16 protein-coding genes and 1 tRNA gene are annotated in these 21,621 nt (G+C 65.0%); 13 read left to right on the top strand and 4 right to left on the bottom strand.

Going from position 1 to position 21,621, the window contains the following annotated elements; genetic code table 11:
• Nucleotides 1-141 precede the first annotated feature (141 nt).
• Nucleotides 142-231: transfer RNA gene (locus TP2_RS15120), tRNA-Ser, on the top strand.
• Between the two features lie 88 nt (nucleotides 232-319).
• Here TP2_RS15120 and pyc read toward each other — a convergent pair.
• On the bottom strand, nucleotides 320-3,751 hold the full coding sequence (pyc, locus tag TP2_RS15125) for a pyruvate carboxylase (protein WP_038079260.1): 3,432 nt from the start codon (nucleotides 3,749-3,751) through the stop codon (nucleotides 320-322).
• 174 nt (nucleotides 3,752-3,925) lie between these two features.
• On the opposite strand from pyc, the gene TP2_RS15130 reads away from it, so the two are divergent.
• Nucleotides 3,926-5,374, top strand: coding sequence for a TrkH family potassium uptake protein (locus TP2_RS15130; RefSeq protein WP_038079261.1), 1,449 nt, complete (start codon nucleotides 3,926-3,928; stop codon nucleotides 5,372-5,374).
• Here the strand turns inward: TP2_RS15130 and TP2_RS15135 are convergent, their stop codons facing one another.
• The gene (locus TP2_RS15135) at nucleotides 5,375-7,156 is read right to left on the bottom strand and encodes a trypsin-like peptidase domain-containing protein (protein ID WP_038079263.1); all 1,782 of its coding nucleotides are present in this window, start codon (nucleotides 7,154-7,156) and stop codon (nucleotides 5,375-5,377) included. It lies immediately after the preceding gene.
• Nucleotides 7,157-7,358: 202 nt separating this feature from the next.
• Between TP2_RS15135 and TP2_RS15140 the strand changes: the two genes are divergently transcribed.
• The 8 genes from TP2_RS15140 (at nucleotide 7,359) to glmM (ending at nucleotide 18,075) form a co-directional block, all read left to right on the top strand.
• Nucleotides 7,359-8,297: a glycine--tRNA ligase subunit alpha gene (locus TP2_RS15140; protein ID WP_038079264.1), complete on the top strand. Its 939-nt coding sequence runs from the start codon at nucleotides 7,359-7,361 to the stop codon at nucleotides 8,295-8,297.
• Nucleotides 8,294-8,770, top strand: a complete 477-nt coding sequence (locus tag TP2_RS15145; RefSeq protein WP_038079265.1) for a DUF6446 family protein — start codon at nucleotides 8,294-8,296, stop codon at nucleotides 8,768-8,770. The genes TP2_RS15140 and TP2_RS15145 overlap by 4 nt, the downstream gene beginning before the upstream one ends.
• A gap of 1 nt (nucleotide 8,771) precedes the next feature.
• Nucleotides 8,772-10,988, top strand: a complete 2,217-nt coding sequence (gene glyS / locus TP2_RS15150; protein WP_038079266.1) for a glycine--tRNA ligase subunit beta — start codon at nucleotides 8,772-8,774, stop codon at nucleotides 10,986-10,988.
• 164 nt (nucleotides 10,989-11,152) lie between these two features.
• The gene (locus TP2_RS15155; protein WP_038079268.1) at nucleotides 11,153-13,693 is read left to right on the top strand and encodes a putative PEP-binding protein; all 2,541 of its coding nucleotides are present in this window, start codon (nucleotides 11,153-11,155) and stop codon (nucleotides 13,691-13,693) included.
• Nucleotides 13,694-13,947: 254 nt separating this feature from the next.
• A complete protein-coding gene (locus TP2_RS15160; protein ID WP_038079269.1) occupies nucleotides 13,948-14,637 on the top strand; it encodes a cell wall hydrolase in 690 nt (229 codons plus the stop codon).
• 117 nt (nucleotides 14,638-14,754) lie between these two features.
• Entirely contained in the window at nucleotides 14,755-15,675 is a 921-nt protein-coding gene (locus TP2_RS15165; RefSeq protein WP_038079498.1) for a dihydroneopterin aldolase, read from the top strand.
• A 40-nt stretch (nucleotides 15,676-15,715) separates the two neighbouring features.
• Entirely contained in the window at nucleotides 15,716-16,735 is a 1,020-nt protein-coding gene (folP, locus tag TP2_RS15170) for a dihydropteroate synthase (protein WP_038079270.1), read from the top strand.
• Complete coding sequence (gene glmM / locus TP2_RS15175) at nucleotides 16,732-18,075, top strand: phosphoglucosamine mutase (RefSeq protein WP_038079271.1); 1,344 nt, start codon at nucleotides 16,732-16,734, stop codon at nucleotides 18,073-18,075. The genes folP and glmM overlap by 4 nt, the downstream gene beginning before the upstream one ends.
• A 44-nt stretch (nucleotides 18,076-18,119) precedes the next feature.
• Here the strand turns inward: glmM and TP2_RS15180 are convergent, their stop codons facing one another.
• Nucleotides 18,120-18,509: a hypothetical protein gene (locus tag TP2_RS15180; RefSeq protein WP_038079273.1), complete on the bottom strand. Its 390-nt coding sequence runs from the start codon at nucleotides 18,507-18,509 to the stop codon at nucleotides 18,120-18,122.
• Nucleotides 18,510-18,590: 81 nt separating this feature from the next.
• The gene (ilvC, locus tag TP2_RS15185; RefSeq protein WP_338065284.1) at nucleotides 18,591-19,709 is read right to left on the bottom strand and encodes a ketol-acid reductoisomerase; all 1,119 of its coding nucleotides are present in this window, start codon (nucleotides 19,707-19,709) and stop codon (nucleotides 18,591-18,593) included.
• A 29-nt stretch (nucleotides 19,710-19,738) separates the two neighbouring features.
• Between ilvC and TP2_RS15190 the strand changes: the two genes are divergently transcribed.
• From TP2_RS15190 to TP2_RS15200, 3 genes are all read left to right on the top strand, one after another.
• Nucleotides 19,739-20,197 carry an Lrp/AsnC family transcriptional regulator gene (locus TP2_RS15190; protein WP_038079275.1) on the top strand — a complete coding sequence of 153 codons (459 nt, stop codon included), beginning with the start codon at nucleotides 19,739-19,741 and terminating at the stop codon, nucleotides 20,195-20,197.
• On the top strand, nucleotides 20,194-20,655 hold the full coding sequence (locus TP2_RS15195) for an Lrp/AsnC family transcriptional regulator (RefSeq protein ID WP_038079276.1): 462 nt from the start codon (nucleotides 20,194-20,196) through the stop codon (nucleotides 20,653-20,655). The genes TP2_RS15190 and TP2_RS15195 overlap by 4 nt, the downstream gene beginning before the upstream one ends.
• A gap of 139 nt (nucleotides 20,656-20,794) precedes the next feature.
• Nucleotides 20,795-21,619 carry an urease accessory protein UreD gene (locus TP2_RS15200; protein WP_051692742.1) on the top strand — a complete coding sequence of 275 codons (825 nt, stop codon included), beginning with the start codon at nucleotides 20,795-20,797 and terminating at the stop codon, nucleotides 21,617-21,619.
• The last annotated feature ends 2 nt before the right edge of the window (nucleotides 21,620-21,621 follow it).

Here is a 21,621-nt window from a genome sequence, read left to right on the forward strand (position 1 = left end):
CATCCATGCGCCGGATAAGGCGCAGTCTCGCGCGATCCTAGCGATTTGCGCAGCCCATGAAAAGCAGGCCCGAGACTCGCGCGCGGAAATCGGCGCGAAACACTTTCAGAATCGCGTGAAGCGGTCTAATCGGATCGCGTCGGAGGAGTGGCAGAGTGGTTTAATGCACCGGTCTTGAAAACCGACGTGGGGGAAACTCCACCGTGGGTTCGAATCCCACCTCCTCCGCCACTTGCCTCGCCCGCCTTTGCGTTGCCAGACATGAAAACGCGCGCCGGGCGGGGCCGGGCGCGCGTTTCAGAGCGTCTGTGAGCGGGTCTTATTCCAGTTCGATCAGCAGATCCTTAGCGTCGATCTGGGCGCCCGGCGTGACATGGACGGCTTTCACCACGGCCTCGCGATCGGCATGGATGCCGGTCTCCATCTTCATCGCTTCGATGGTCAGGAGCATATCGCCCGGCTTCACCTTCTGCCCGGCCGAGACCGCGATCGAGGCGACCGAACCGGGCATAGGCGCGCCGATATGGTTCGGGTTGCCGGCTTCGGCCTTCGGCTTGGCCGCCGTCGTGGCCTTCACCGCACGGTTGGGCACACGCACCGCGCGCGGCTGGCCGTTGAGCTCGAAATAGACCTTCACCTCGCCCTGATCGTCGGTCTCGCCGAAGGTCAGATAGCGAATCTCCAGCGTCTTGCCGGGGTCGATCTCGGCCGAAATCTCGTCCTGCGGCTCCATGCCGTAGAAAAAGACCGGGGTCGGCAGGGTGCGCACGGGGCCGTAGGTCTCGTGGCGGGTGGCGTAATCGGTGAAGACCTTGGGATACATCAGGTAGCCCGCGAGATCCTCGTCGTCGATTTCCATCCCGAGCTGCTCGGCGAGGTCCTTGCGCGTCTTCTCCAGATCGACGGGGGGCAGATGCTTGCCAGGGCGCTCGGTCGAGGGCGTCTCGCCCTTTAGCACCTTCGCCACGATCTTCTCGGGCCAGCCGCCGGGCGGTTGGCCGAGATTGCCACGCATCATATCGATCACCGAATCCGGGAAAGAGACATCCTTGGCCGGGTCAAGCACATCGGCCTTGGAAATCCCCTGTGCCACCATCATCAGCGCCATGTCGCCCACGACCTTCGAGCTGGGCGTGACCTTCACGATATCGCCGAAGATCTGGTTCGCATCTGCATAGGCCTGCGCCACCTCGTGCCAGCGCTCCTCCAGCCCCAGAGAGCGCGCCTGCGCCTTGAGGTTGGTGAACTGGCCACCGGGCATCTCGTGCAGGTAGACCTCGGAGGCCGGGGCCTCGAGACCGCTCTCGAAGGCCGCATATTGGTGGCGCACGGCCTCCCAATAGTTCGACATCCTGCGGATCGCGTGGATGTCGAGGCCGGTATCGCGATCGGTATGGGCCAGCGCCTCGACGATCGAGCCGAGACAGGGCTGCGAGGTGCCGCCCGAGAAGGCGTCCATCGCCGCATCCACCGCATCGACGCCTGCATCCGCCGCGGCGAGGATCGTGGCGCCCGCGATGCCCGAGGTATCGTGGGTGTGGAAATGGATCGGGATGCCGACCTCGTCCTTGAGCGCCGCGATCAGCTGGCGCGCGGCGGCCGGCTTCAGGAGCCCCGCCATGTCCTTGAGGCCCAGCACATGCGCGCCCGCGGCCTCGAGCTGCTTGGCCATGCCGATATAGTATTTCAGGTCATACTTGGCGCGGTCGGGGTCGAGGATGTCGCCGGTGTAGCAGATCGTGCCCTCGCAGATCTTGCCGCTCTCGATCACCGCATCCATCGCGACGCGCATGTTCTCGACCCAGTTGAGGCTGTCGAAGACGCGGAACACGTCGACGCCGGTCTCGGCCGCCTGACGCACGAAGAACTGCACCACGTTGTCGGGGTAGTTGGTGTAGCCCACGCCGTTGGAGGCGCGCAGCAGCATCTGGGTCAGGATGTTGGGCATTGCCGCGCGGATGTCGCGCAGGCGCTGCCAGGGGCATTCCTGCAAGAAGCGATAGGCCACGTCGAACGTCGCCCCGCCCCAGCACTCGACCGAGAACAGGTCGCCCAGATTGCTTGCATAGGCGGGCGCGGCCTTGATCATGTCGATCGAGCGCATCCGGGTGGCCAGCAGCGACTGATGTCCGTCGCGCATCGTGGTGTCGGTCAGCAGGAGCTTCTTCTGCGCGGTCATCCAGTCGGCCACGGCCTTCGCGCCTTCCTTCTCCAGCAGGTCGCGGGTGCCCGGTTTCACCGGCCCGTCATGGGCGGGCACGCGCGGCGGTTTCGCTTCGGCAAGGGGCTTGGCGCGGCCCGCGGTCTCGGGGTGACCGTTCACGGTGATATCCGCGATATAGGTCAGGATCTTGGTGCCCCGGTCGCGGCGCTGCTTGAAGTCGAAGAGCTCGGGCGTGGTGTCGATGAACTTCGTCGTGTAGCTCATGTCGAGGAAGGTCGGGTGCTTGAGCAGGTTGATGACGAAGTCGATATTCGTGCTGACCCCGCGGATGCGGAATTCGCGCAGGGCGCGGTCCATCCGGCGGATTGCCTGATCGGGGTCCTGCGCCCAGGCGGTGACCTTCACCAGCAGCGAGTCGTAGTAGCGGGTGATCACGCCGCCCGCATAGGCCGTGCCGCCGTCGAGACGGATGCCGTTGCCGGTCGCGGAGCGGTAAGCGGTCAGACGACCGTAATCGGGGATGAAGTTGTTCTGCGGATCCTCGGTCGTGACGCGGCATTGCAGTGCGTGGCCCGAGAGGGTGATCTCGTCTTGCGACTTGGCGCGGGTGGCCTCGGCGAGCGTTGCCCCCTCGGCGATCTTGATCTGGGCCTGCACGATGTCGATGCCGGTGACCTCCTCGGTCACGGTATGCTCGACCTGCACGCGCGGGTTGACCTCGATGAAGTAGAACTTGTCCGAGTCCATATCCATCAGGAACTCGACCGTGCCCGCGTTCTGATAGCCGACCGCCTGACCGATCTTCAGCGCCAGGTCGCAGACCTCGGCGCGTTGTTCTTCGCTCAGGTAAGGGGCAGGGGCGCGTTCGACGACCTTCTGGTTGCGGCGCTGCACGGTGCAGTCGCGCTCATAGAGGTGATAGAGCCCGCCATGGGTGTCGCCCAGAAGCTGCACTTCCACGTGACGCGCACGGGTGATCATCTTTTCCAGATAACCCTCGCCATTGCCGAAAGCGGCTTCGGCCTCGCGGCGGCCCTCGCGAACCTTCTCGACCAGCTCATCGGGCCCAAGGATCGGGCGCATCCCGCGCCCGCCGCCGCCCCAGCTGGCTTTCAGCATCAGCGGGTAGCCGATCTCGGCCGCCTCGGCCTTGATCGCGTCGAAATCCTCGCCCAGCACTTCTGTCGCGGGGATGACCGGCACGCCCGCCTTGATCGCGACCTTGCGCGCCGAGGCCTTGTCGCCGAGCGCGCGCATGGTTTCCGCCTTGGGGCCGATGAAGGTGATCCCGGCATTCGCGCAAGCCTCTACGAAATCGGGGTTTTCCGACAGCAAGCCGTAGCCCGGATGGATCGCATCCGCGCCCGATTCCTTGGCGACACGGATGATCTCTTCGATGCTCAGGTAAGCGCCGACCGGGCTCAGACCTTCGCCGATCCGATACGCTTCGTCGGCCTTGAATCGATGCAGGCCCAACTTGTCCTCTTCGGCATAGACGGCGACCGTCTTCTTGCCCAGCTCGTTGGCCGCGCGCATCACCCGGATGGCGATCTCGCCACGGTTTGCCACGAGGATCTTGTTGAACATGCCTATCTCCCCAGTTCGCTCAGAGTGGCCGTTACGGTAGCGTTGCCGCGCCGCAGCGCAAGTGCCAACCTGCAAACTTGGGCAAATTTACTGACCAATGACTGTGAGTTTGCAAACCCGGTTCCAGCCGCGTGCGGGATTGACTAGCCCCGCGCTCTGGGCAAGGTGGGGCGCATGATCGATCTGCGCCCGGTTGGATATATCATCGGAATGCTGACATCCGTGCTGGGGCTGATGATGCTGATCCCGGCGGCGGTCGATCTGGGCTATGGGGCAGGGCATTGGCTCGTCTTCGTCGAGAGCGCGGTGCTGACGATGACGGCGGGCGCGCTGCTCGCGCTGGCCTCGCGCGATGCGCTCAAGCGAACCCTTTCGATCCAGCAAAGCTTCGTCCTGACCACCGCGGTCTGGATCACGCTGCCGTTTTTCGGGGCGATCCCGTTGATGCTTGGAGCGCCGCATCTGAACCTGACGGATGCCTATTTCGAAGCGATGTCGGGCCTGACCACCACCGGCACCACCGCCATTCCGAAACTGGACGACCTGCCGCCGGGGGTGAACCTCTGGCGTGGCTTGCTGCAATGGCTGGGCGGGCTCGGGATCATCATCGTCGCGATGATCTTCCTGCCGGTGATGAAGGTTGGGGGCATGCAGTTCTTCCGCTCGGAAGGGTTCGACACGCTGGGCAAGATCCTGCCGCGCGCGATGGACATCTCCTCGGCGCTGATCCGGATCTATGTCGGGCTGACCATCGCCTGCGTGCTCGTTTACATGGCCCTCGGCATGACCGGGTTCGACGCGGTGATGCATGCGCTGACCACCATGTCGACGGGCGGTTTCTCGAATTACGACGCGAGCTTCGCCACCTATAAGGGCGCGCCGGAATACGCGGCCTCGATCTTCATGGCGCTGGCGGCGATGCCCTTCATCCGTTTCGTGCAGGTTCTGCGCGGGGATGTGGTTCCGCTCTGGCGCGACCCGCAGGTGCGCGCCTTCATTCGCTGGATGGGCTATGCGATCGCGATCATCGTGATCTATCGAATGGTTCGCCACGAGGCCGATTTCTGGCCGACCCTGCGCGAGGTCACATTCAACGTTGTCTCGACCTTCACCGGCACGGGCTATGCCTCCGAGGACATCACGAAATGGGGCCATCTGGCCTTTACCGTCCTGATCATCTCGGGGCTGATCGGGGGCTGCACCTCCTCGACGGCCTGTTCGGTCAAGGTGTTTCGCTACCTGATCCTGCTCGAGGCGATCAAGGCGCAAATCCAGCGGCTCTACTCGCCGCACCGTCTGCTGAAGGTGCATTATGACGGGCGGCCCGTCGAGGACAGCGTCGTGAACTCGGTCATGGCCTTCTTCACGCTCTTCATCCTCAGCTATGGCGTGCTGATCATCGGGCTGACCTTCACCGGGCTCGAGACCGAAACAGCGATGACCGCCGCCTGGACCTCGATCGCCAATATCGGCCCCGCCTGGGGTCCCGAGATCACCGGCAACGGCTCGGTCGCGGATTTCCCCGAAACCGCGAAGTGGCTGATGAGCATCGCGATGTGCGTCGGCCGGCTCGAACTGATGAGCGTGCTCGTTCTGATCCTGCCGCGCTTCTGGCGCAGCTGATCACTTCCAGCAGGAAATCTGCACCACCATCCCGTCAGCGAGCGTTTGCAGATCCTCGGCCGCACGCTGGCCCGAGAAATCCGAGGCTTCGGGCGCAAAGCCCTGTGCGGAAAGCCCCGGCGCCATGGCAGAGGCCTGAAGTGCCACCTTGAGCCCGTCGGGCAGCACGCGCTGCGGATCATCGGCAACCGGCAGCAGCATCCCGACCACCGCACCCGAGCCGTCGAGCACCGGGCCGCCCACATCGCCCGCGCGGGTCTTGGCCTCGATGCGGGCCTGCGTGGTCTCGCCTTCCAGCCCCTTGAGCGCGGAGAGCGTGCCGAAATTCAGAACCGGCGCGGGCAGGGCTTCGGGATAGGAGAAGCCCGCAACCGCAATCTGTGTGCCGGTGAAAGGTGCATCGGTGCGGAATTTCGCGACCGATTTCGGCGCGAGCGTGTCTTTCGGCGTCAGCACCGCATAGCCCGCCTTGCCCGCGTCGAAGCTCAGCTCCGCCGGGTGGTCCTCGATGGTGATCCGCCCGCATTGCGCAAGCCCTTCGGCGGCGGTCAGCACATGGCCCTCCGCATCGATGAAGAAGCCCGAGCGCGAGAAGACCGGCGCGCGTTTCTCGATCCCGGCCATCAGGGCCGCGCGGGTCACCGACATCGGCTGGCCAAGCGTTGAATCGAGCGCGGACGTGCCCACGGGGGTGAAACTCTTTTTCATCGCGTCGAGGACGCGCGCCATGCGCTGATCGTCGGCGGCCGGCCAGACCAATGTGAAGCCCTTGATCAGCCCCTTCGACAGCTCGGCCTGCGTGTAGGAGTGGATCTTGCCGTTCCTGCCTTCGATGGTGAAGCTGCTGGCGCCCAGTTTGCGCTCGCCGCTCAGCGGCACGATCTCGAGCGTCTGCATCGCGTCGTAGAGCCCCCGCAGCCGCGCCGCGTCGCCGGGCTGCGAGATCAGCAGAACCTGCACCCCGCTGCCATCCTTGGGTGCGTAATTCACGAAAGGCGCGTTGTAGCGCGCGAATTGCACCAGGCCGAGGGGCATGTCGATCTCGATCCCGGCCTCGGTCTCGGTGATTTTTTCCAGCCCGAGGGCCGCGCGCTCGCTGGCCACCCGATCCAGAAGCGCCTCTTGCTGCGCCGAGGACAGAACCCCGGTCGGCTCATAGCCATTCTTGAGTTGCCAATCGGCAATCGACGCTCGCGTGCCGCGCCCGAAAAGCCCATCGAGCGCGCCTTGATAATGGCCCGTCCATTCCAGCGCAGCCTGAATGTCGCGGCGTTCGTCGCGGGTGAGGGCGGCCTCCAGTCGGCGGCTCTCGGCCAGCGTCTCGACCGGAGCAGGGGCGGGGGTGGCCTCGGCCTGTGTCTCGGGTGCGGTGGACGCTACGGGGTCTTCGGGCTGCGCCTCGGGGGCAGGCGGCGCCACGGTCTGCGGCGTGACACCCAGACCCGCGCCCACCGGCCAGAACTGTTGGCCGTAAGTTCCGCCATCGGAGATGAAACTGTCGCGCGGGATCAGTCCCTCGCCACGCAGCAGGAGCCTGCGGTCATCGGCGGTCTGTTCGTCGGGGAAGGGGCCGAGCGCGATCGCGTACCAGCCGGAGGCCAGCCGGAAGCCCGAGACTTTGGGGAACATCCCGGCCCAGTCGCGCGCCCGTGCCTCGGCCTGAGCCAGCGAGTTCTTCGCCTCGATCTGTACCCAGGCCTCCGCCCAGGCGCTTCCCGTCCAGACCATGCCGGTCAGGCTGGCCCCAACAACGATCGAAACTGTGCGCGAAATAGCCCGCATTGCTCACCCCGTAATAACCACTTTTGCGGCGACCTTACCGAAACCACGCCTCGCGTCACCCCTTAATCGCCGCTTTTGCGGTCAGGTTTTCCTCCGCCTTGCGGAGAAGACCGCACAAGCCCCCTCGCATGGCCCTTCGAGGCGTTGACGCCCCCGCGCCCCTTGCCTAGAGAGGAGGCGCTTTTCAACGAAGGTGCGAGACATGGCCAAAGCGGATGCCCCCAAGTCGTTTCAGGAAATCATCCTGCGACTGATGAGCTACTGGGCCTCGAAAGGCTGCGCGGTGCTGCAGCCCTATGACATGGAGGTCGGCGCGGGCACGTTCCACCCGGCGACCACGCTACGCGCGCTGGGCGACAAGCCCTGGGCGGCGGCCTATGTCCAGCCCTCGCGCCGCCCGACCGATGGCCGCTACGGCGAGAACCCGAACCGCCTCCAGCACTACTACCAGTATCAGGTGCTCATCAAACCGAGCCCGCCGGACCTGCAGGAGCTCTATCTCGGCTCGCTCCGCGCGATCGGGATCGACACCGAGCTGCACGACATCCGCTTCGTGGAAGACGACTGGGAAAGCCCGACGCTGGGCGCCTGGGGCTTGGGCTGGGAGGTCTGGTGCGACGGCATGGAAGTCTCGCAGTTCACCTATTTCCAGCAGGTCGGCGGCCATGACTGCAAGCCGGTCTCGGGCGAGCTGACCTACGGGCTCGAGCGTCTGGCGATGTATGTGCTGGGCATCGATCACGTCATGGACATGCCCTATAACGACCCTTCCGCCCCGATCGCGCTGAAATATGGCGACGTGTTCCGCCAGACCGAGCAGGAATATTCGCGCTGGAACTTCGACATTGCCGATACCGACATGCTGCTCAAGCATTTCGAGGATGCCGAGGCCGAATGCGAACGCATCCTTGCCTCGCCCGAGACCGACGATGCGGGCCGCAAGATCATCATGGCGCATCCGGCCTATGACCAGTGCATCAAGGCCAGCCACCTCTTCAATCTGCTCGACGCGCGCGGCGTGATCTCGGTCACCGAGCGTCAGGCCTATATCGGCCGCGTCCGCGCGCTGGCGAAGAAATGCGCCGATGCCTTCGTGCAGACCGAGGCGGGCGGGGCCGTTGAGAGCGAGGCCGTCGCGTGAATGGCAAGCTCATCGGAGGCGGCATCGTGGTGATCGCGCTCATCTTCGGCGCGGTGGTCTATTATTCGCAGGAATATGGCTATTACGACGAGATCGCGCCCGGCTCTCAGGCGGCGAAGATCTCGCTGGTCGAACTCGACGGCACCACGCTCGACCCGCTGCAGGCCGAGGGCTTCAAGGGGATCGACGCGGACAGCTCGCCTTTGCGCTACCGCGCCTGTTTCAAGACCGATCTCTCGATCGCCACCGCGACCGAGACCTACGAAGTGTATGACAAGGCCACGCCGCTGATCGGCCCGAAATGGTTCGATTGCTTCGATGCGAAAACCATTGGCGCCGACCTCGAGTCCGGCCGTGCGGTCGCCTTCCTGTCGCAGCATAATATCCGCCCCGGCGTCGATCGCGTCGTGGCGCTCTATCCTGATGGCCGGGCCTTTGTCTGGCACCAATTGAATGACGAAGCGGAGAAGTGAGATGCCCGATCTTCTGATTGAACTGTTCTCCGAAGAGATCCCGGCGCGGATGCAGCCCAAGGCGCGCGCCGATCTGCAGAAACTCATCACCGATGGCGTGGTCGAGGCGGGGCTGACCTATGCCTCCGCCGGGGCGTTCTCGACCCCGCGCCGCCTGACGCTGACCATCGAGGGGCTGACCGCGAACTCGCCCACCCTGCGCGAAGAGCGCAAGGGCCCGCGCACCGACGCGCCCGAAAAGGCGATCGAGGGCTTCCTGCGCTCGACCGGGCTGACGATGGACCAGCTGGAGGCGCGCGACGACAAGAAGGGCCAGGTCTATTTCGCGGTGATCGAAAAGCCCGGCCGCCCCGCCACCGAGATCGTGGCCGAGGTGCTGGAGAAAACGATCCGCAATTTCCCCTGGCCGAAGTCGATGCGCTGGGGCGCGGGCTCGCTGCGCTGGGTCCGCCCGCTGCATTCGATCCTCGCGATCCTCTCCGACGAGGCAGGCGCCACCGTGGTCCCGCTCGACATCGACGGCATCACCGCGGGCGACACCACGCGCGGCCACCGTTTCATGGCCCCCGACACGATCCAGGTCGGCGGGTTCGAGAGCTATACCAAGCAGCTCAAAGCCGCCAAGGTCATGCTCGACCCGGCCGAGCGCGAAGCCGCGATCTGGCACGATGCCGAGCAGATGGCCTTCGCCAAGGGCTGGGAAGTGGTGCCGGACAAGGGCCTTCTGGCCGAGGTCGCGGGGCTCGTCGAATGGCCCGTCACGCTGATGGGCGAGATTGACGCTCAATTCCTCGAGCTGCCGCCCGAGGTGCTGCAGACCTCGATGAAAGAGCATCAGAAATTCTTCTCGGTGAAGAACCCCAAGACCGGCCGGATCGAGGGCTTCGTGACCGTCGCCAACCGCGAGACCGCCGATCACGGCGCGACCATCCTCGCGGGCAACCAGAAGGTGCTCTCGGCGCGTCTGTCCGACGCCAAGTTCTTCTGGGAGAACGACCTGCGCACCGTGGCCGCCCACGGGCTTGAAGGCATGGGCGCGGGGCTCGACGCGGTGACCTTCCACAACAAGCTCGGGAGCCAAGGCGACCGCATCCGCCGCATCGAGGCGCTGGCGCGCGAAATCGCGCCGCTGGTCGGTGCCTCGCCTGATCTCGCCGCCGAAGCCGCCCGCGTCGCCAAATCCGACCTGCGCTCGGAAATGGTCTATGAATTCCCCGAACTGCAAGGCGTGATGGGCCGCTACTACGCGCAAAAGGCAGGGTTGACCGACGCCGTCGCCGATGCCTGCCGCGACCACTACGCGCCGCTGGGGCCCTCCGATGATGTGCCCTCCGAGCCCGTCTCGGTCGCCGTCGCGCTCGCCGACAAGATCGACACGCTGACCGGCTTCTGGGCGATCGACGAGAAGCCCACGGGGAGCAAGGACCCGTTTGCGCTGCGGAGGGCGGCGCTGGGGGTGATCCGGTTGGTTCGTGAAAACGACGTGCGAATGGGCCTCGAACGCTTCATCGCCCCTTGGTTCGAGCGCGAATTGTTTGCCACTCGTTCATATCCGTCCGGCAACGGGATCGTCGAGAAACCGCAGCCCCTGAGGCTCACCCAGTTCTTGACTAAGACCGGTGAGGGCGAAAACGAAGACGGCTCATACTATGAAGACTTTGATATTCACTGGGCCCAAATTGATGTTACGGTCGCCGACCTCCTCTCCTTCTTCCACGACCGCCTCAAGGTCCACCTGCGTGACGCGGGCATCCGCCATGACGTGATCGACGCCGTGCTCGCCATGCCGGGCTCGGACGATCTCACCCTCGTCGTCAAACGCGCCGAGGCGCTGAGCGAGACGCTGAAAACCGACGATGGCGAGAACTTGATCCAGGGCTTCAAGCGCGCGAACAACATCCTCACCCAAGCCGAGGAAAAGGACGGGGTCGAATACAGTTTCGGTGCGGACGTGAAATTCGCCGAGACCGAGGAGGAAAAAGCCCTCTTCGCCGCCCTCGACGCCGCCGAAGCGAAAATTGCCCCAGCAATGGCAGCGGAAGACTTCGCCGCCGCCATGTCCGCGATGGCGAGCCTGCGCGCCCCGATCGACGCCTTCTTCGAGGCCGTGCAGATCAATGCCGAGGCCGAGGTGATCCGCCGCAACCGCCTCAACCTGCTCTCGCGCATCCGCCAAATCTGCCTCGATGTGGCCGATCTCACCAAGATCGAGGGCTGATCCTTCCAACTGCTTGAAATATCCCCGCCGGAGGCATCCACCGGCCCCGATTGTCCCGGGGCCGGGACGTCGCGCGGCGGTGACGCGGGGTTAATTGGCGAAATGACACACTTGCGGGGGCGAGGAATCAGCCTATTCTGCCACGGTGGAGAAGGCGCGCTGCAATGCAGAAACCCGTTGAAATTGCTGATTTTGTGACCCTGACGCCCACCGCTGAGGTGGATAAGGCGCGTCATGGATGGCGCGCGAAATGCCTCCAGCGGCTGATCCGGCTGGAGCTGCCAGTGCCCAAGACCGTCGCCTTGCCTGCCGATACGGTGCGCGCGATCGCCGCCGGGCAGGTCTTCAACGCCCAGGCGCTGGCCGAAATCTTCGGCCCCGAGATGCTCGTCTCCGTGCGTCCCAGCCCCGAAAAACCCGAATGGGGCGGGCCGGGCACCGTGCTCAACGTGGGCATGAATGACGATATGCATGCGGTGCTCTCGAACACGCATGGATCGGAAGCCGCTGACGCGCTCTATCTGCGCTTCGTGCAACTCTATTCGATCCATGTCGCGCGCCTCGACCCGGACATGTTCCAGCAGGAGCCGGGACCGGGATCGCTCGAAGCCGCACTTGATGCCTACGAGGAAGAGACCGACGAGAGGTTCCCGCAATCGGGGGCGCGGCAACTGGCCGAGGTGCTGCGCTCGATGGCGCGCGCCTGGGAGGGCACGACCGCGCGTCTGCTGCGTCAGGCCAAGGGCGCGCCGCCCGATGCGGTGCTCGGGCTTCTCGTGCAGGAAATGGCCCTCGGGATCGGGCCGGGGCTGTCGGGCTCGGGAACGATCCAGTTTGTCGATGGCGTAACCGGTGGGCCGCAGATCACCGGACGCTTCCGCGGCCAGAGCCAAGGCCGCAAGGACGCGGTCGAAACGCTCTACCTGACGCGCGATCCGCGTGGAGCCTCGCTTGAGGAGGTGGATGGGCAAGTCTTTGATACGCTGAAGGAATTCGGTGCGCGCTGTCGGATGAAGCTGCGCGAGGAAATGCAGATCGAGTTCACCATCGAAAGCGGCGAGGTGCATGTGATCGACGCCGTGCGTGTGCCACGCTCGTCGCGCGCCGCCGTGCGCATTGCGGTGGCGCTGGCGCAGGATGAGGTGATCTCGCGCGAGGATGCGCTCCTGCGGGTCGAACCGCGCGCCATCACCGAACTTCTGCACTATCAGGTCGACCCGCGCGCGCCGCGCGACGTGCTGGCGCGCGGGATCGCCGCCTCTCCCGGGGCGGCCACCGGCAAGATCGTCTTCTCGGCGGCTGCAGCTCAGGCTTCGGCCGCGCGCGACGAGCCCTGCATCCTCGTGCGCCGCGAAACCTCGCCCGAGGACATTCGGGGCATGCACGCCGCGGTGGCCGTTCTGACCGAGCGTGGTGGCATGACCAGCCACGCCGCGGTGATCGCACGCGGGCTCGGCCTGCCCTGCATCGTGGGCGCGGAGATCGAAATCAACGGTCGGGAGCGCCATTTCCGCGGCCCCAAGGGCCGGATCTTCCGTGAGGGCGACACGATCACCCTCGATGGCACCAATGGCGAGGTGCTGGTCGGCGCGGCCGAGATGCTCGAACCGGCGCTTGATGACGGGTTCCGCACGCTGCTGCACTGGGCCGATCTGGTGCGCGATATCGGCGTGCGCGCCAATGCCGACACGCCCGATGACGCGCGCACGGCCCTGATGTTCGAAGCCGACGGGATCGGGCTTGCGCGCACCGAGCACATGTTCTTCGACGAGGATCGCCTGACGGTGATGCGCGAGATGATCTTCGCGGACAGCCCCGAGGACCGGCGCACCGCGCTCGACCGGCTGCTGCCGATGCAGCGCACCGACTTCCTGATGCTGTTTGAGTTGATGAAGGGCGAACCGGTCTGCATCCGTCTCTTCGACCCGCCGCTGCACGAATTCCTGCCGCATGACCGCGAGGGGATGCGCGAGCTGGCCGAGGCGCTCGACCGGCCGCTTTCCGAAGTGACGCGCCGGGTCGAGGCGCTGTCCGAATACAACCCCATGCTGGGGATGCGCGGCGTGCGCCTGGGCGTCACCGTGCCCGAAATCTATGACATGCAGGCGCGCGCGATCTTCGAGGCGACCGTCGAGGCGATCCGCCGCGGCGCTGAAGTGGTGCCCGAGATCATGATCCCGCTCGTCTCGGCCTCGCGCGAGGTCGAGATCGTGAAGACCCGGATCGACGCGGTGGCTGCGGCCGTACGCACCGAGACCAAGCAGGATTTCACCTATCGCCTCGGGGTGATGGTCGAGACGCCCCGCGCGGCGCTGCGCGCGGGCGAGATCGCCGAGCACGCGGCCTTCCTGTCCTTCGGTACGAACGACCTCACGCAGATGACCTACGGGCTCTCGCGCGACGATGCGGGCCGTTTCATGTCCACCTACGTGAATCAGCAGGTCTATAGCGAAGACCCGTTCCACATCCTCGATGTCGAAGGGGTGGGGGAACTTTTGCTGATCGGCGCCGGGCGTGGACGGGGCGCACGCCCCGATATCACGATCTCGGTCTGCGGCGAGCATGGCGGAAACCCCGAATCAATCGCCTTTTGCCGGGCCGCGGGCTTCGATTATGTCTCCTGTTCGCCCTTCCGGGTGCCCGTGGCGCGTCTTGCGGCGGCACATTTCGCACTTCTCGCTCCGCGCGGGCGCTCGGTGCCGTAAAGGTAAGTTCACTCCGGCGAGAAATCGCGCATTTTTCCCAAATACCGTTGGCAAATCGCGTCTGCGCGCGGTATCCGATTCGAGAGGGATATAGCACGCGAACTTCCGTGCATTTGAGCAGGATTCCGCCGCAACTTTAATCGAGGTTGCGCGATCTTGTGGCATTTTCTGGACAGATTGGCTCCCGTCGGGTAAGGGAGCGCGGTCGCGGCTCAATGGGGGGGCGCGGCGATTGTCCTTATCGGAAGAAAACCATGTCAGTGCTGAAAAGCTGGACGGGGGGCGCGATCGTCCTCCTGGCCCTGGCCGGAGGCTTGCGTGCCGAAGTAACGGTAAGCCAGTCGAACGACCCCGGAGAGGTCGCCGAACAGGGTCTGATGTCGGTTCTGTGGCAGGAGCGCTCCGCGATGAGCGCGATCGACAAGCGTCGGGTGACCGCGCTTACCATGGCACCCGCCCGGTCCAAGAACGTTGCGAGTCAAAAGAACCTGCCGCCGGTCCTCTCGGCCGAGTGGCTGTCCAAACAGCCCGCTGCCAACGGCGGCGACCAGTTCCAATGCCTGTCGCAGGCTCTCTACTTCGAGGCCCGCGGCGAGAGCGTGAAAGGTCAGCAGGCTGTGGCCGAGGTTATCCTCAACCGTGTCGATGATCCCCGCTTCCCGGGTTCGATCTGCGGGGTGGTGCATCAGTCGAACCGTCGTGGGTGCCAGTTCAGCTGGTATTGCGACGGCAAGCCTGACCGGGTCCGCAACCCGGCCGCCTACGCCGAAGTGGCGAAAGTCGCGCGCGCGATGATCGACGGTGCGCCGCGTTCGCTCACCGAAGGGGCGACCTATTTCCACACCCGCGCGGTCTATCCGAGTTGGTCGCGTCGCTTCGACAAGACCGCCGCGATCGGCCATCACATCTTCTACGCCGATCCGATCCGTACCGCCGAGAACTGAGCGGGCGAGAACTGATCGGGCGGTCGTCGCGACCGGGCGATGAAATGACGCTTGAGGGTGGGCTTCGGTCCGCCCTTTTTCTATGCTCGACATGATCGCACAAATCCCGAGGCGCGCATGAGTTCCGACATTTCGCTGGCTTTCTCGCATCCCGAAGCGCGGGCCGAGGCCTCCGCGCCTGCCGATCCGCGCGACCGGATCAGCTTGCGCGACCATATCGTCGAGGCCGATATTGGCGCCTTCCAGCAAGAGCGCGGCCACACCCAGCGCCTGCAATTCAACGTGGTCGTCGAGGTCCGTCCGGTCACCGAGCCGCTGGAGGACGATGTCGACCGGATCCTCAGCTATGACCGGATCACCGAGGCGATCGCGGCCGAGCTGGCTGAGGAGCGCGTGAACCTCCTCGAAACGCTCGCCGCCAAGGTGGCCGAACGCATCCTCGCCGCACCCCAGGCGATGCGCGTTTTCGTCCGTATCGAGAAGCTCGATCGCGGCCCCGGCGCGCTTGGCGTGGAAATCGTGCGCTCGCGCGCCTCCGTGCCGGTGAAAAACGTCGATGCGAGCGGCAAGGAAGAAAGTCTCCACCCGGTCGTGGCTTACCTCTCGAACGCGGCTATCGACGCGCCTGATCTCTCGGCCCGGCTCGATGCGCTGCAAGGCGCAGGCCATCCGGTGATCCTCGCCGTGGGCCTGCCCGATGGTGCGATCCCCGAGAGCGGCCAGAACCCCACTCAGCGCCGTATCGACCTGCTGGCGATCGAGCAGAACGCCTGGCGGCTCGCCGCGCGCGACAATCGCTGCGTCGTCGTCGCCACCCGGACCGAGATCGATTGGGCGATGCGCAACGGTCAGATGGTCGTCTGGGCGCCCTCCAAGATCGTGCTCGACGCCACCGACGGGCCGAAAAGCCCTGCACGCAACGCGGTGGCGCTGGCGCTGTGGCTGGCCGAGCAGATGGCCGCGACACGGCTGGAACTTCACGGGGATGTTTCAGCCCCGGCAGGAAGCCGCGTGCCGATCGAGACGCATCCGCTCTGAGCGTCTTGAAAAGCCCGGCACAATCGGGTGAATGGGGCGCATGGAGAAGATCTATTACCGCCCGCTTTTGCGGACCGATGCCGCCCGCCCCGAAACCGCGCTGACGCTTGCGGGGGGCTGGTGCTGGTTCGACGAGGTCGAACTCATCCGCCGCGATGCCGAACCCGAGATCGTGCCCGCAGCACATCTGCCCGAAGAGATGGTCGAACGGCTGTGCAGCCCGCGTGCCCCGCTCGCCGGGCTCACCATGGACGCGCCGCGCATCATGGGCATTCTCAACGTCACGCCTGACAGCTTCTCCGATGGTGGGCGCTTCGACGTCGAAGAGGCCGCGATCGAGCGCGCCTTCGCCCTGCGCCAGATGGGCGCCGACATTCTCGATATCGGCGGCGAGTCGACGCGGCCCGGCGCGACGGAGGTCGACGAGGACGAAGAGATTGCCCGCACCGCCCCCGTGATCGCCGCGCTGCGCGATTCCGATTTCGACGCGCCGATCTCGATCGACACCCGCAAGTCGCTGGTGGCCGATCAGGCGCTCGAAGCCGGGGCCGCAATGCTCAACGATGTCTCCGCGATGGAGTTCGATCCGGCAATGGTCGAGGTCGCCCAAATCTCCGGCGCGCCGATCTGTCTGATGCACGCGCAAGGCCTGCCCGAGACTATGCAGGACGACCCGCGCTACACGGATGTCCTGCTCGACGTCTATGACTACCTCGAGGACCGCATCGCGCTGGCCGAGGATTACGGCATCGCGCGCGAGGCGATCATCGCCGATCCCGGCATCGGTTTCGGCAAAACCGTTCAGCACAACCTTGCCCTGATCCGCGGCCTGAGCCTCTTTCACGGGCTCGGCTGCCCGCTTCTGCTGGGTGTCTCGCGCAAGCGCTTCATCGGCACGGTGGGCGGCGCGGAAGACACCGATTCCCGCATGCCCGGCACGCTTGCCGTGACGCTGGCGGGGCTCGATCAGGGCGTTCAGATTCACCGTGTCCACGACGTCGCCGAGATCGCCCAAGGCATCCGGCTCTGGGACGCGATCACGAGAGGGTTCGAGGAATGAGCAGAAAGCTTTTCGGCACCGATGGCGTGCGCGGCGAGGCCAACTCCGGCAATATGACCGCCGAGATGGCGCTGCGTCTGGGCGCCGCCGCCGGTCGCTATTTCCGCCAGGACGACTCGCGCGGCCACCGCGTGGTGATCGGCAAGGATACGCGCCTCTCGGGCTACATGTTCGAGAACGCGCTGACGGCTGGCCTGACCTCGACAGGCATGAACGTGCTGCTGCTCGGCCCGGTGCCGACGCCTGCGGTGGGCTACCTGACCCGCTCGATGCGCGCGGATCTGGGCATCATGATCTCGGCCAGCCACAACCCGGCCAAGGATAACGGCATCAAGTTCTTCGGCCCCGACGGGTTCAAGCTGTCGGATGAGGCCGAGGCCGAGATCGAGGCGCTGCTGGACACCGAGATCCGCCTTGCCAAGCCCGAGAATATCGGCCGGGCCAAGCGGATCGACGATGGTCTGGGCCGCTATGTCGAATATGCCAAGACCACCTTCCCGAAGCTGCACAAGCCCGATCTGAAAGTCGTGGTCGATTGCGCGAATGGCGCGGCCTATCGCGCAGCCCCCGATGTGCTGTGGGAACTGGGCTTCGACGTGATCCCGGTCGGCGTCTCGCCGGACGGGCGTAACATCAACCTCAATTGCGGCTCGACCCATACCCAGACCTGTGCCGAAGCCGTGGTCGCTCATGGCGCAGATCTCGGGATCTCGCTCGATGGCGATGCGGACCGGGTGATGATCATCGACGAGACCGGCCATGTCGCCGACGGCGATCAGATCATGGCGCTCTTCGCGAAACGCTGGGCGGAGTCAGGGCAGCTCGCAGGTGGCGCGTTGGTTGCGACCGTGATGTCCAATCTCGGCCTCGAACGTTTCCTGCAAGCCGAGGGGCTGCGGCTCGAGCGCACCGCCGTCGGCGACCGCTACGTGGTCGAGCGGATGCGCGCGGGGGGCTTCAACCTCGGCGGCGAGCAATCGGGCCATATCGTGATGACCGATTACGCCACGACCGGTGATGGGCTGATGGCGGGTCTGCAATTCCTCGCCGCGATGGTGGAGACCGGAAGCCGTGCCTCCGAATTGGTGCGCCAATTCGAAACTGTGCCGCAAATGTTGAAAAACGTAAGGTATCAGTCTGGGCAAGAGCCTCTCAGTGACCAAAATGTTGAAAATCTGATAGCTGCAACCGAGGCAAAGCTTGCCGGGCAAGGGCGTTTGCTGATCCGGAAATCGGGCACCGAGCCGCTGATCCGTGTGATGGCGGAATGCGAGGACGAGGCGCTTCTGCTCGAGGCTGTCGACGGGATCGTCGCTGCGGTCGAGGCTGCCACCGCGTAAGGGGCGCGCCGCCCCCTTCATCGCTTGCCTTGCTTGTCGCGCGATTAGCCGCCGATGAGGCGCAGCCCCAGCCAGATCAGGATCACGGCCTCGAACACCGTCCAGAGCAACCCGACGATCCGCCAACCTTTCGGGCCAGCGGTGCGCGCCACGCTGCGAAACAGGCCAACCAACACGGCGATCCGGTAGATCCCGGCAAGAATTGCCGTGCCGCCGAATAGCGGGCCGAGATGGCCGGGCGAGGCCATGGCGGTAAAGAGCGCGATCAGCACCAGCGCCGGCACCACCACCATCGCGGGCCCGTAATTGCCGACCCAGAACGTATCGCCCGGGGCCAGCCGACCCGCGAAGAGGTCACCGAACCAGCGCGGGGTGAAGAATTTCGCGCGCTCCGCCTGAATCGCGTCGAACTCGCTTTGCGGCATGTCGTGCATGGGGCCTCCGATCCTTCGCGGGAGAGTGACAAGAAAAGGGGCGCCCCGCAAGGCGCCCCCCGTGATGCATCTGGTCGCAGATCAGTTGCGCGACTTGTCGACCATCTTGCCCTTGGAGATCCAGGGCATCATGGCGCGCAGCTTCTCGCCGACCTGCTCGATTTCGTGCTCGTCGTTGATGCGACGGGTCGCCTTGAAGAAGGGCTGGCCGACGGCGTTTTCCTGCATGAAGTCACGCACGAACTTGCCGGTCTGGATGTCGGTGAGGACGTCCTTCATGCGCTTCTTGGTTTCCTCGTAGGGGAGGATGCGCGGGCCCGAGACATACTCGCCATATTCGGCGGTGTTCGAGATCGAGTAGTTCATGTTCGCGATGCCGCCCTCATAGATCAGGTCGACGATCAGCTTCACTTCGTGGAGGCACTCGAAATAGGCCATTTCCGGCTCGTAACCGGCTTCCACGAGGGTTTCGAAGCCCATGCGGATCAGCTCGACGAGGCCGCCGCAGAGCACGGCCTGCTCGCCGAAGAGGTCGGTTTCGCATTCCTGGCGGAAGTTGGTTTCGATGATGCCCGAGCGGCCGCCACCGATGGCCGAGCAATAGCTCAGCGCGATGTCCTGGGCCTTGCCGGTCGCGTCATTGTGGACCGCGAAGAGGCAGGGCACGCCGCCGCCCTTGGTGTATTCGCCACGCACGGTGTGGCCCGGGCCTTTCGGCGCCATCATGATCACGTCGATGCCGGGCTTCGGCTCGATCAGGCCGAAATGCACGTTCAGGCCGTGGGCAAACGCGATCGCCGAGCCGTCTTTCAGGTTGTCGTGGACGTACTTCTTGTAGGTCTCGGCCTGAAGTTCGTCGGGCATGGTGAACATGATCACGTCACACCAGGCCGCCGCTTCGGCAATACCCATCACCTGCAGGCCTTCGCCTTCGGCTTTTGCTTTCGAGGGCGAGCCATCGCGCAGGGCGACGACAACGTTCTTCGCACCCGAGTCGCGCAGGTTCAGCGCGTGGGCGTGGCCCTGCGAGCCGTAGCCCAGAATGGCGACTTTCTTGTCCTTGATCAGGTTCACATCGCAATCGCGATCATAATACACGCGCATGGCGTTCCTCCTTCTTGTCTGGAGGCGAGAATAGGGGGATCTGCGCGTGATTGGTTTCAGAAGTTGATAAGTTTCTGTCTTCATCATAAAAATCATTCTCAATAAATCAAAATACCGGATAATTCATGCATCTCGATGATACCGACCGCCGGATCCTGCGCCAGATGATGGCCGAGCCGGGTCTGCCCACGGCCGAGCTGGCGGAGCGCGCGGGCGTGACCTCGGCCACCTGCTGGCGGCGGATTGAGCGGTTGCGCGAGGGCGGCGTGATCCGGGGCGAGCAGGCGGTGATCGACTGGCATGCGCTGGGATGGGAGGTCGAGGTGAGCTTGCGCTTCACTCTCGACAAGACCAACCCGCGCGCCTTCGACGAGTTCATCGCCGCCGCTCGCGATGTCCCGGAAGTCATCGAAATTCAAAGCTTCTTGGGCTCTACCGACATGCGTCTTCAGGTCATCGCCCGCGATATGGCGCATTACCAGGAGATCTATCGCAACCGCATCCTGACGCTGCCGCATATCTCGGAGCTCGACGCGCTGATGCTGATCTCGACCATCAAATCCAGCGCGGAACTGCCGGTATGAGCCTCGATCTCGACGACCTCGACCGCCGTATCCTGCGCGCGCTCAGCCGCGATTCGACGCAAAGCGCGGGCGCGCTCGGTCGCAAGCTCGAGCTGTCGCAGCCTGCGACATGGCGCCGGATTCGCCGGCTCGAAGAGGCGGGCGTGATCGCCGGGCGCCGCGTCGTCGTGGATACCGAGGCGCTCGGCTTCGGTGTGACCGTCTTTCTCGGCGTGAAACTCGCCGCGAAAGGCCGGGTCAGCCTCGAAGATTTCGAACGTGCCGTGACCGCGATTCCCGAGGTGCAGGTGGTGCAGCACGTGCTCGGCCTCTTCGACTATCGCCTGCGCGTCACCGCCCGCGATCTGGCTGACTTCGAGCGGGTTTTGCGCCGCCGGATCATGACCTTGCCCGGCGTGGGGCAGGTCGAGGCGAACGTCCTGCTCAGCGAAGAGCGTCGTCCCGGTCCGCTGGGCTGATTTATTTGCTGTTGAAAATTTGAGCGTTATGCGCGCCAAATGGGCGCGTGGCCTGTGGCGCCCGGATCCGACGGCGTGTCGGGGTCGGAAGGCATGGACCGCCCTGACGGAGAGGTTTTGGATCGGGATGGAGGGACCGATGCTCGACGCCACTATCCAGACCAAGGCTGCGCCGAAGATGCAGCGTTCGCGCGGAGCCGCGCGGGCGGGCTTTGACGGCGCGCGGTTGGTCGGGCTGCGCCAAAGCGGGTCCGCCAAGGCGATCCTGCCGCGTGTTCCCGGTGCGGCGGAGGTTGTTTTTCTCAATACATCCGGTGGCTTGACCTCTGGCGACCGGCTCTCCTACGAAACCGATCTGGCCAATGGCGCACGGCTTGTCGCGACGACGCAGGCCGCCGAGCGCGCCTATCGCGCCGAGGATGCGCGGGCTGAAGTCACGGTGCGCCATCGCGTCGGCGCGGGCTGCCACCTCGATTGGCTGCCGCAGGAAACCATCCTTTTCGATCATTCGAAACTCGCCCGCGAAACCACGATCGAGCTGGCCGCCGACGCCTCCTGCCTGATGCTTGAAGCGGTCGTGCTGGGCCGGATCGCGATGGGCGAGCGGGTGCGCGAGCTGGACTTCTTCGACATGCGCCGGATCGAACGGGCCGGGCAGCCGATCTTCTTCGAGCCGTTCCTGCTCAACTCCGACATTCTCGCGAAAGGCGCGCGCGGCGCGATTCTGGGCGAGGCGCGGGCCTTCGCGACGCTCGTCCTTTGTGCGCCCGGCGCCGAGGATGCGGTCGAGCCGGTCCGCTCCGTGCTGAACGAGCCTGGCGTCGAGGGCGCCGCCTCCGGCTTCGACGGGAAATGCGTGATCCGATTGCTGGCGCGGGAGGGCTGGCCGATGCGCCGCCAGATCCTGCGCCTGATGGAAACCTTGCGGCGCGGGCAATCGGCCCCGCGCGTCTGGCAGATCTGAGG

The organism is Thioclava pacifica DSM 10166 (assembly GCF_000714535.1).
Lineage (GTDB): Bacteria > Pseudomonadota > Alphaproteobacteria > Rhodobacterales > Rhodobacteraceae > Thioclava > Thioclava pacifica.

Bases quoted from the DNA above. Each gene is read 5' to 3' on its own strand.
- pyc (WP_038079260.1), bottom strand. From the start codon at position 3,751: ATGTTCAACAAGATCCTCGTGGCAAACCGTGGCGAGATCGCCATCCGG.
- TP2_RS15130 (WP_038079261.1), top strand. From the start codon at position 3,926: ATGATCGATCTGCGCCCGGTTGGATATATCATCGGAATGCTGACATCC.
- TP2_RS15135 (WP_038079263.1), bottom strand. From the start codon at position 7,156: ATGCGGGCTATTTCGCGCACAGTTTCGATCGTTGTTGGGGCCAGCCTG.
- TP2_RS15140 (WP_038079264.1), top strand. From the start codon at position 7,359: ATGGCCAAAGCGGATGCCCCCAAGTCGTTTCAGGAAATCATCCTGCGA.
- glyS (WP_038079266.1), top strand. From the start codon at position 8,772: ATGCCCGATCTTCTGATTGAACTGTTCTCCGAAGAGATCCCGGCGCGG.
- TP2_RS15155 (WP_038079268.1), top strand. From the start codon at position 11,153: ATGCAGAAACCCGTTGAAATTGCTGATTTTGTGACCCTGACGCCCACC.
- TP2_RS15160 (WP_038079269.1), top strand. From the start codon at position 13,948: ATGTCAGTGCTGAAAAGCTGGACGGGGGGCGCGATCGTCCTCCTGGCC.
- TP2_RS15165 (WP_038079498.1), top strand. From the start codon at position 14,755: ATGAGTTCCGACATTTCGCTGGCTTTCTCGCATCCCGAAGCGCGGGCC.
- folP (WP_038079270.1), top strand. From the start codon at position 15,716: ATGGAGAAGATCTATTACCGCCCGCTTTTGCGGACCGATGCCGCCCGC.
- glmM (WP_038079271.1), top strand. From the start codon at position 16,732: ATGAGCAGAAAGCTTTTCGGCACCGATGGCGTGCGCGGCGAGGCCAAC.
- TP2_RS15180 (WP_038079273.1), bottom strand. From the start codon at position 18,509: ATGCACGACATGCCGCAAAGCGAGTTCGACGCGATTCAGGCGGAGCGC.
- ilvC (WP_338065284.1), bottom strand. From the start codon at position 19,709: ATGATTTTTATGATGAAGACAGAAACTTATCAACTTCTGAAACCAATC.
- TP2_RS15190 (WP_038079275.1), top strand. From the start codon at position 19,739: ATGCATCTCGATGATACCGACCGCCGGATCCTGCGCCAGATGATGGCC.
- TP2_RS15195 (WP_038079276.1), top strand. From the start codon at position 20,194: ATGAGCCTCGATCTCGACGACCTCGACCGCCGTATCCTGCGCGCGCTC.
- TP2_RS15200 (WP_051692742.1), top strand. From the start codon at position 20,795: ATGCTCGACGCCACTATCCAGACCAAGGCTGCGCCGAAGATGCAGCGT.